Raw genomic sequence first — 6,254 nt, 5'->3', positions numbered from 1 at the left:
TCCTCCGTGATCTCCTGCCCGGTTTGGTCGAGGCCGTTGATGGCCTCCAGGATGGCCCGGTGCAGCTTATCTTCATCCAGCGTGGGGGAGTTGTGGCAGAATTTCGTGCCGAACTCCAGCCGGGAGACACAGCGCCAGACAATGCGCTTTTTGCCGTTTCTGGCCCAGGTACACCGCTTATAGGGTGTACCGCACTCCCCGCACACCAGCAGTTCACTGAGGGCGTATTTGGCGGAGTATTTACCCTGCTCGGTCTTGCCCGTTTTCTGCATCACCTTCCGCTTGCTGGCCCTGCGGGCCATCTCCTCCCGTACCTGATAGAAGATCTCTTTCGGAATGATGGGCGGGTGATTGTTCTCCACATACACCATGGGGCGCTCTCCCTGGTTTTTCTTTACCGTCTTGCTGATACAGTCGGTGGTATATGTCTTTTGCAGCAGGGTGTCGCCAATGTATTTTTCATTGACCAGGATGTTGTGGATCACCTGATATGTCCAGCTCTGAACCCCGCAGGAGGTGGGAACCTTGTCCTTCTCCAGCTCCGCTTTGATCTGGCCCAGGCTACACCCGTCCAAGTAGCGGCGGAAGATACGCTTTACCGTCTCCGCCTCCTCCGGGATGATCTCCGGCTGACCGTCAGGCCCCCGCCGGTAGCCCAACAGCTTCTTGTACTGGAAGGGGACGTTCCCTGCCTCCCGGCTCTTTTGGATGCCCCAGATCACGTTTTTGCTGATAGACTCGCTCTCCGCCTGGGCAAAGCCGCTGAACAGGGTAATCAGAAACTCGCTGGACTCCGTCAGCGTATTGATATTTTCCTTTTCAAAGATCACACCGATGCCGTTGGCCCGGAGCATCCGCACCATTTCCAGGCTGTCCACCGTATTCCGGGCGAAGCGGGAGAGGGATTTGGTGAGGATCAGGTCGATGCGGCCCCGTTTGCAGGCGGCGATCATTCGCTTGAACTCCGTCCGCTTTTTCATGCTTGTGCCGGTTATGCCTTTGTCAGCGAAAATACCGGCCATCTCCCAATCGGGGTTCTCACCGATCTTCTGGGTGAAGTAGGCTTTCTGGGCGGTGTAGCTGGTGAGCTGCTCCTCGCTGCCGGTGGACACCCGGCAGTAGGCGGCCACCCGCTGCTTGCTGCCGGAGGCCCGTCCAGAGGTTGATACCGGCTTCGTGGCGGGGATGATGCGTATCTTCCGTTCCCGCTGTACGGTCTGTTCCATGACGGCTCCTTTCCCAATTTGTTATGAACGGTTACTTAAAGGTCACTGTCACCGCGTTCTCCGCAGTGATGGTGATATATTTTATCGCCTGCGCATAGGCTTTTTCTCTTATCAGACGTTGGGTATCCGGCGAGGCTGCCGGTGCTTCAAAGCAGGCGTACCGTGCGGAGATGCCCCGCAAGATCAGGGCCACCACGTCCTCCGGGTGTTCCGGCCTCTCCAGCCCCCGGTTGATGGCGTTGGTCAGGCGGACGGTGTCCTCAGAGGGAGTGTATCCGCCCTCTGCCGGAGGCGTGTACTCCGCCGCTTGCCGCTCTACCTCCGCCAGCAGTTCCGCATCGGGGATACCTGCTCGGCCATGCGGCATGGCGGCTTCCGATGGGCGCCCAGCGTAGGGGCGTGGCAGAGGCAGCTCACCAACAACGCCATCTGGACCGCCACGCACATGGACTGTCTCCGGCCTCTGTCTGGAGAACAGCCTACGCAGGAGCAGGCGGAGCCTGTGCAGGGGCCGGCCCAGGAGTCCGGCAGCGGGTGGGGCATTTACATCATCGCAGACCTGAAAACCTGGGCGGACAACGCAGAAAACCGCAGCCCGCTGGAACATTTCCCCTCTTTTGAAGCGGCAAAGGCCCGGTTTGACGAACTGAGGAGCGCACCCTACAACAGCGAGGCCGCCGAACCCGGACCGGATGGCCAGCCTCCCGCCCGTCTGACCCTGGGCCTGGAGAGCGCGGACGGCATGAGCGCCGCCGACATCCTCCATGTGCGCCAGGGGGAGAACTACCTTGTCACCGATTTCACCCGAACGGAAGGGCTGCGGGATGATTCCGCCGTCATGGATATCCTGGCCCGGATCTCCCGTGAGATCGGCTTTGACCGGGTGCGTGTGTGGGAGCAGGCGGACGGTGGCCGTCAGGCGCTGTCCATTGTCCCCTTTGCGGAGTGGGACAATCCCTACTTCTCCGCCAACACACCGGGCCGGATCGCGGCTCTGTACTGCGATCTGCTGCACCGCTGTGATCCGCTCCCAGAGGACAGGGGGCTTCGCAAGGAACAGATTGCGGAGATCGTCCGATTCATCCGGCAGGGCGGAAAATACAGCGTTCGCCAATTGTCCCTGGCTGTTTCCACACTCCGGGCCGGACACCCCGATAATACCGCTGTTCAGGAGCTGGCTTCCGCGCTGAAAACAGAACTCTCCAATTATAGTGCTCCGGAACAGGATACCGTGCAGCATCAGAAGTCCAAACACAAGAAATCTCCGGAGCGGTAGGGCCGTAGGCAAGGTGTAAACAATTCACCTTGCCTTTCCTTTTTCGCAGAAACAAGGTGAATCTATAACACCCAGCAGGAGGTGAGAACTTGGCGGAATCTACGATCAACACTTACTTTTGCAGAAAGCCGAGATGTTTGGACGATCTGCTGGAGGAGCGGCGCCGGGGGCCTGTCCGTGTCCAGGTAGAGCAGATCATCCAACTAACCTACGAGCAGTACCAGCACTTTCTCAGCCACATCTGGGAGGATATGCCCTTTTTTGAGGCCCATAAGCGCAGCACGGACTGTGACAGCAAGGGTGTGAGCCGCTGTCTGCTGGTGACTGCCCGGAATATCCGGGGCGGTGTCCTGGTGGACTGCCAGGGTTACAGCTTCGCCCGCTACGCAGCGGATTTGCCGGACAAATCAATTCTGGACCTGCGTGATGTGCCGATAGACCACTACGACCTGAAGCTCCGGCAGCCCCGGAGCCAGCGGGAGCGGTAATGAGTTTCCCTTCAAGAGAGCGGGCTCCGCCCGCCCATTCCAATCAATCTACCGCTTGGAACGCAGCCCCGCCAGCGGCGGGGCCGAGGCCGACACCGCCCCTGGGCGGTGTCGGCGCAAGCATAGCGCAAATGTACATTTTGCGCGCTTGCAGGGGGAAATCCCCCTGTCCCCTATGCCGCCTCCGGGCGGAAGATCGGCGGCGGAGCCGCAGCATGGTGATCTGCCCGTCCACCTGCTCTGTGGGCTGGCGGAGAATGCCGCGCTCTTTATTGGTGGCGGTGCGAATGCCCTCGCCATAGGACGTTTTAGCGGTGACCAGACGGCCCTTCTGGAGCAGTTCGTCCATGACTTCAGCTACAAACTGATTCCCAATTTTATTTCGCCCGTCCTTGTCACACAAACGGCGGATTTCAAAATGTTCCGCAACGTGGATCGCAATGGGAGCTACGATATAAAGATTACTGCGCTTTGTCCTGCATTTTTCCAGGATATAACCTGTGATCTCATCCCGCTTGGCCTCCAGCTCTGCCCGGTATGCTTTTTGATTTCTTTTTCCACTTCAATTTTCCTCTTTTGCTTGAAATGTGTGATTTTATTTCCTTGTTTTCGGGCTGCATCTCGATTATCTACACAAGGTTACGAAACGGGGTGAAATCATTGTCTCCACGCTCACTGTCCACCCCATCATTGACGGCAATGAATCGCACATCATAGCTGGGAAAAACGATTTCACTAATATGGACAAGACCACAAAAACTATGGAGCGGAGCTGCTGACAATTTTGCTTCTCTCATGAAACATTGGGTTTTCCCTTGACAAAAGTAAGAATGAAGTGCTATTATTTGATTGCGAATATATTTTGTGAATATTCGTAATATGAAATCGCAAGAAAGGAGGACGAACCCATGCCATCAAAACCTGTTCTTTCAGATGCCGATAAAAAGGCCATCCGCGAGAGGCTGGGGGAACTGTGCGAGGAGTGCTGGATTGCACACGGCTACAAAAAAACCAGCATCAAAAATCTATGTGACAATGCAGGCATCTCCATCGGTACATTCTACACGCTATACCCCACAAAGGAAGATCTATTTTCGGAAACCATCGAGCGCATACAGCAGCGACTGACTGAGAAAGTCCTTGCCATCAACAGGAGCAGTCAGACTAAGGAGGGCTTTGCACAGTCAATGAAAGAGTTGTTCCGGGAGTATGACAGCAAGCCCTTTTTGTATAACGTCAACACCCCGGATTTTCAGTCTTTCGTGACAAAGCTCCCGGAAGAAACCATGCAAAAAATCAAGTTTGACAGCTTTGAATTTTTTAAGCAAGCTGTTCAGGCCGCAAACCTCGCTTTGAGAATGGAGGCAACTCAGGCGTATGGGATTTTAAGCGCATTGCTGTCAACCATCAACGCAAAAGAAACCCTTGCTGTCACCTGTGATTATCTCGCTGTGTTTGACCGTATGGCAGATATTCTTGTGGGCAGTATCTTTGAGTAACAGGAGATTTCATGGAAACATTTGAGTACAAAACTGTCACCGTAGACTGCAAGGACGTAGAGCGTTCCCAGGATGCCCTGACCGCCCAATTAAACCGCTGGGGCAAAGAGGGCTGGGAATTGACTTCATCCCTCACGCTCCCCTATCTGGGCAGCTCACAGTATTCCCTTGTGGGCCTTGCCCATCGGGTCACGCTGATTTTCAAGAGGCTGAACCAGCCTGGGGAGGCGGCGCAGGCATGACCTATGCAGTTGAAACCAGCCATCTATCCAAGAGCATTGACGGCAGCGTCATTTTGAATGATGTAACCTTGAGGGTGAAACAAGGTGAGATTTACGGCTTTTTAGGCGCAAACGGCGCGGGGAAAACCTCGCTGATGAAAACGCTCTATCACATCATGGCCCCCGATGCCGGAACGATCACCCTGTTAGGGGAGCGCGTCGAAAAAGGAAACCACTCTGTTTTCTCCCGGATTGGGAGCATCATTGAAAGCCCCGTTTTCTATCAGCATTTGAGTGCCCGTGAAAATCTGGAACTGCATTGTGGGTATATGGGCGCGGGCTATGAACGTATCGGGGAAATGCTGGCGATGCTGGGCCTTTCAGAGACTGACAATAAAGCCGTAGGCAAATTTTCTCTGGGCATGAAACAGCGGCTTGCCCTTGCGAGGGCTTTTCTGACTAAGCCGGAACTGCTCATTCTGGACGAACCAATCAACGGATTAGACCCCCAGGGCGTGATGGAAGTGCGGGAACTACTCCGGCAGATCAACCGGGAGCATCACACAAGCATCTTCATATCCAGCCATATTCTGGACGAGCTATCCAAAATCGCGGACACCATCGGCATCATAGACCATGGTTCCATGCTTGCGGAAATATCCATGACGGAGATTGCGGAAAAGGGCATGAACCTCGAAACCTATTATTTGAGTTTGCTGGGGGGAGGTGGCAGCCATGCAAAACCTTGTTAAGCTGGAATTGAAAAGGGTTTCGCTCAAATCGCATTTTATTAGCCTGCTGGCCGCAAATGTTGTGATTACCTTGTTGAGCGCGTTTACTTCCTCCCTCCTGAGCGCAGACGGTGGAGTTGCTGTGACCGGCCTGCCACCCGCGCAGTTGGATACGCTGACGCTGGCAACCATGCTTGTGAGGGCTATGCTGATTGTCTGGGAGGCGGTCTTGATTTCAGCATTTATCGTGGAAGAATACCGTAGCAAAACGATAAATCTGCTATTTACCTATCCTGTCCAGCGTGGAAAATTGATTGCCGTGAAGATTATCCTGATATGCGGCATCATGCTTCTATTTCATGGGTTGTCCGGCATTTTTCAATACGCCTGCCTGTCCTTTATAAGCCAATATTTCCCCTTTGTCACCACCAGCCCTGCAAATCTGATGACACAAGCCATCACAGCTTTGTCGGCTGTTTTGCTGGGTCTACTCCCGCTCTACATCGGAATGATAAAGAAGTCCACGATTGCGACCATCGTTTCATCCTTTGCACTCGCCGCCATTGTTTCCAATTCCCAAGGCAGCAGCGCAGGGCTGATGTCCATTCCGATTGCGGCTATCGTGTTTGGCATGATCGGCGCAGGCTTTTCCGCAATCACCGTCCGCAAAATGGTTTCTTCTGACTTGAGTAACTGACAGAAAAGGAGGCAGCTACATGAACTTTCCCATTCCCAGCTTTATCCCCGTTCCTGGTGCAGAAACGATGCAGCTTATCTCAATCGTTTCGCTGATTGTCGGCATCTGCATTACGG

The 6,254-nt window shown here is 54.5% G+C and carries 9 protein-coding genes and 1 pseudogene; 7 read left to right on the top strand and 3 right to left on the bottom strand.

The window, feature by feature from the left end; genetic code table 11:
* Both QZ329_RS14600 and QZ329_RS14595 read right to left on the bottom strand, forming a co-directional pair.
* Positions 1 to 1,226 (bottom strand): recombinase family protein (locus QZ329_RS14600; protein ID WP_295753730.1); only part of this gene is annotated, 1,226 nt, incomplete at its 3' end.
* 31 nt (positions 1,227 to 1,257) lie between these two features.
* Positions 1,258 to 1,593, bottom strand: coding sequence for a hypothetical protein (locus tag QZ329_RS14595; RefSeq protein WP_295753729.1), 336 nt, complete (start codon positions 1,591 to 1,593; stop codon positions 1,258 to 1,260).
* Here QZ329_RS14595 and QZ329_RS14590 point away from each other — a divergent pair.
* From QZ329_RS14590 to QZ329_RS14580, 3 genes are all read left to right on the top strand, one after another.
* Positions 1,585 to 2,502, top strand: coding sequence for a hypothetical protein (locus QZ329_RS14590; protein ID WP_295753728.1), 918 nt, complete (start codon positions 1,585 to 1,587; stop codon positions 2,500 to 2,502). The two genes, QZ329_RS14595 and QZ329_RS14590, sit on opposite strands and share 9 nt — an antisense overlap.
* A gap of 89 nt (positions 2,503 to 2,591) precedes the next feature.
* A complete protein-coding gene (locus tag QZ329_RS14585; RefSeq protein ID WP_295753727.1) occupies positions 2,592 to 2,990 on the top strand; it encodes a DUF6329 domain-containing protein in 399 nt (132 codons plus the stop codon).
* A gap of 175 nt (positions 2,991 to 3,165) precedes the next feature.
* A complete protein-coding gene (locus tag QZ329_RS14580) occupies positions 3,166 to 3,645 on the top strand; it encodes a hypothetical protein (RefSeq protein ID WP_295753726.1) in 480 nt (159 codons plus the stop codon).
* Here the strand turns inward: QZ329_RS14580 and QZ329_RS15690 are convergent.
* Positions 3,626 to 3,727, bottom strand: a pseudogene (locus tag QZ329_RS15690) (resolvase); the annotation flags it as partial. The gene QZ329_RS14580 and the pseudogene QZ329_RS15690 sit on opposite strands and share 20 nt — an antisense overlap.
* Before the next feature lie 171 nt (positions 3,728 to 3,898).
* Here QZ329_RS15690 and QZ329_RS14575 point away from each other — a divergent pair.
* From QZ329_RS14575 to QZ329_RS14560, 4 genes are read left to right on the top strand one after another with little or no spacing between them, the layout of a single operon-like run.
* Positions 3,899 to 4,489, top strand: coding sequence for a TetR/AcrR family transcriptional regulator (locus QZ329_RS14575; protein ID WP_161845104.1), 591 nt, complete (start codon positions 3,899 to 3,901; stop codon positions 4,487 to 4,489).
* A gap of 11 nt (positions 4,490 to 4,500) precedes the next feature.
* The gene (locus QZ329_RS14570; protein ID WP_295753724.1) at positions 4,501 to 4,731 is read left to right on the top strand and encodes a DUF4177 domain-containing protein; all 231 of its coding nucleotides are present in this window, start codon (positions 4,501 to 4,503) and stop codon (positions 4,729 to 4,731) included.
* The gene (locus QZ329_RS14565; RefSeq protein WP_160637715.1) at positions 4,728 to 5,462 is read left to right on the top strand and encodes an ATP-binding cassette domain-containing protein; all 735 of its coding nucleotides are present in this window, start codon (positions 4,728 to 4,730) and stop codon (positions 5,460 to 5,462) included. The genes QZ329_RS14570 and QZ329_RS14565 overlap by 4 nt, the downstream gene beginning before the upstream one ends.
* On the top strand, positions 5,446 to 6,138 hold the full coding sequence (locus tag QZ329_RS14560; protein ID WP_161845102.1) for an ABC transporter permease: 693 nt from the start codon (positions 5,446 to 5,448) through the stop codon (positions 6,136 to 6,138). The genes QZ329_RS14565 and QZ329_RS14560 overlap by 17 nt, the downstream gene beginning before the upstream one ends.
* Positions 6,139 to 6,254: the final 116 nt, after the last annotated feature.

This window comes from uncultured Oscillibacter sp. (genome assembly GCF_910579365.1).
In the GTDB taxonomy this organism is placed as follows: domain Bacteria; phylum Bacillota; class Clostridia; order Oscillospirales; family Oscillospiraceae; genus Oscillibacter.
Note: the sequence above shows the minus strand (reverse complement) of the source record. Positions and strands in the feature narration are given on the sequence as shown.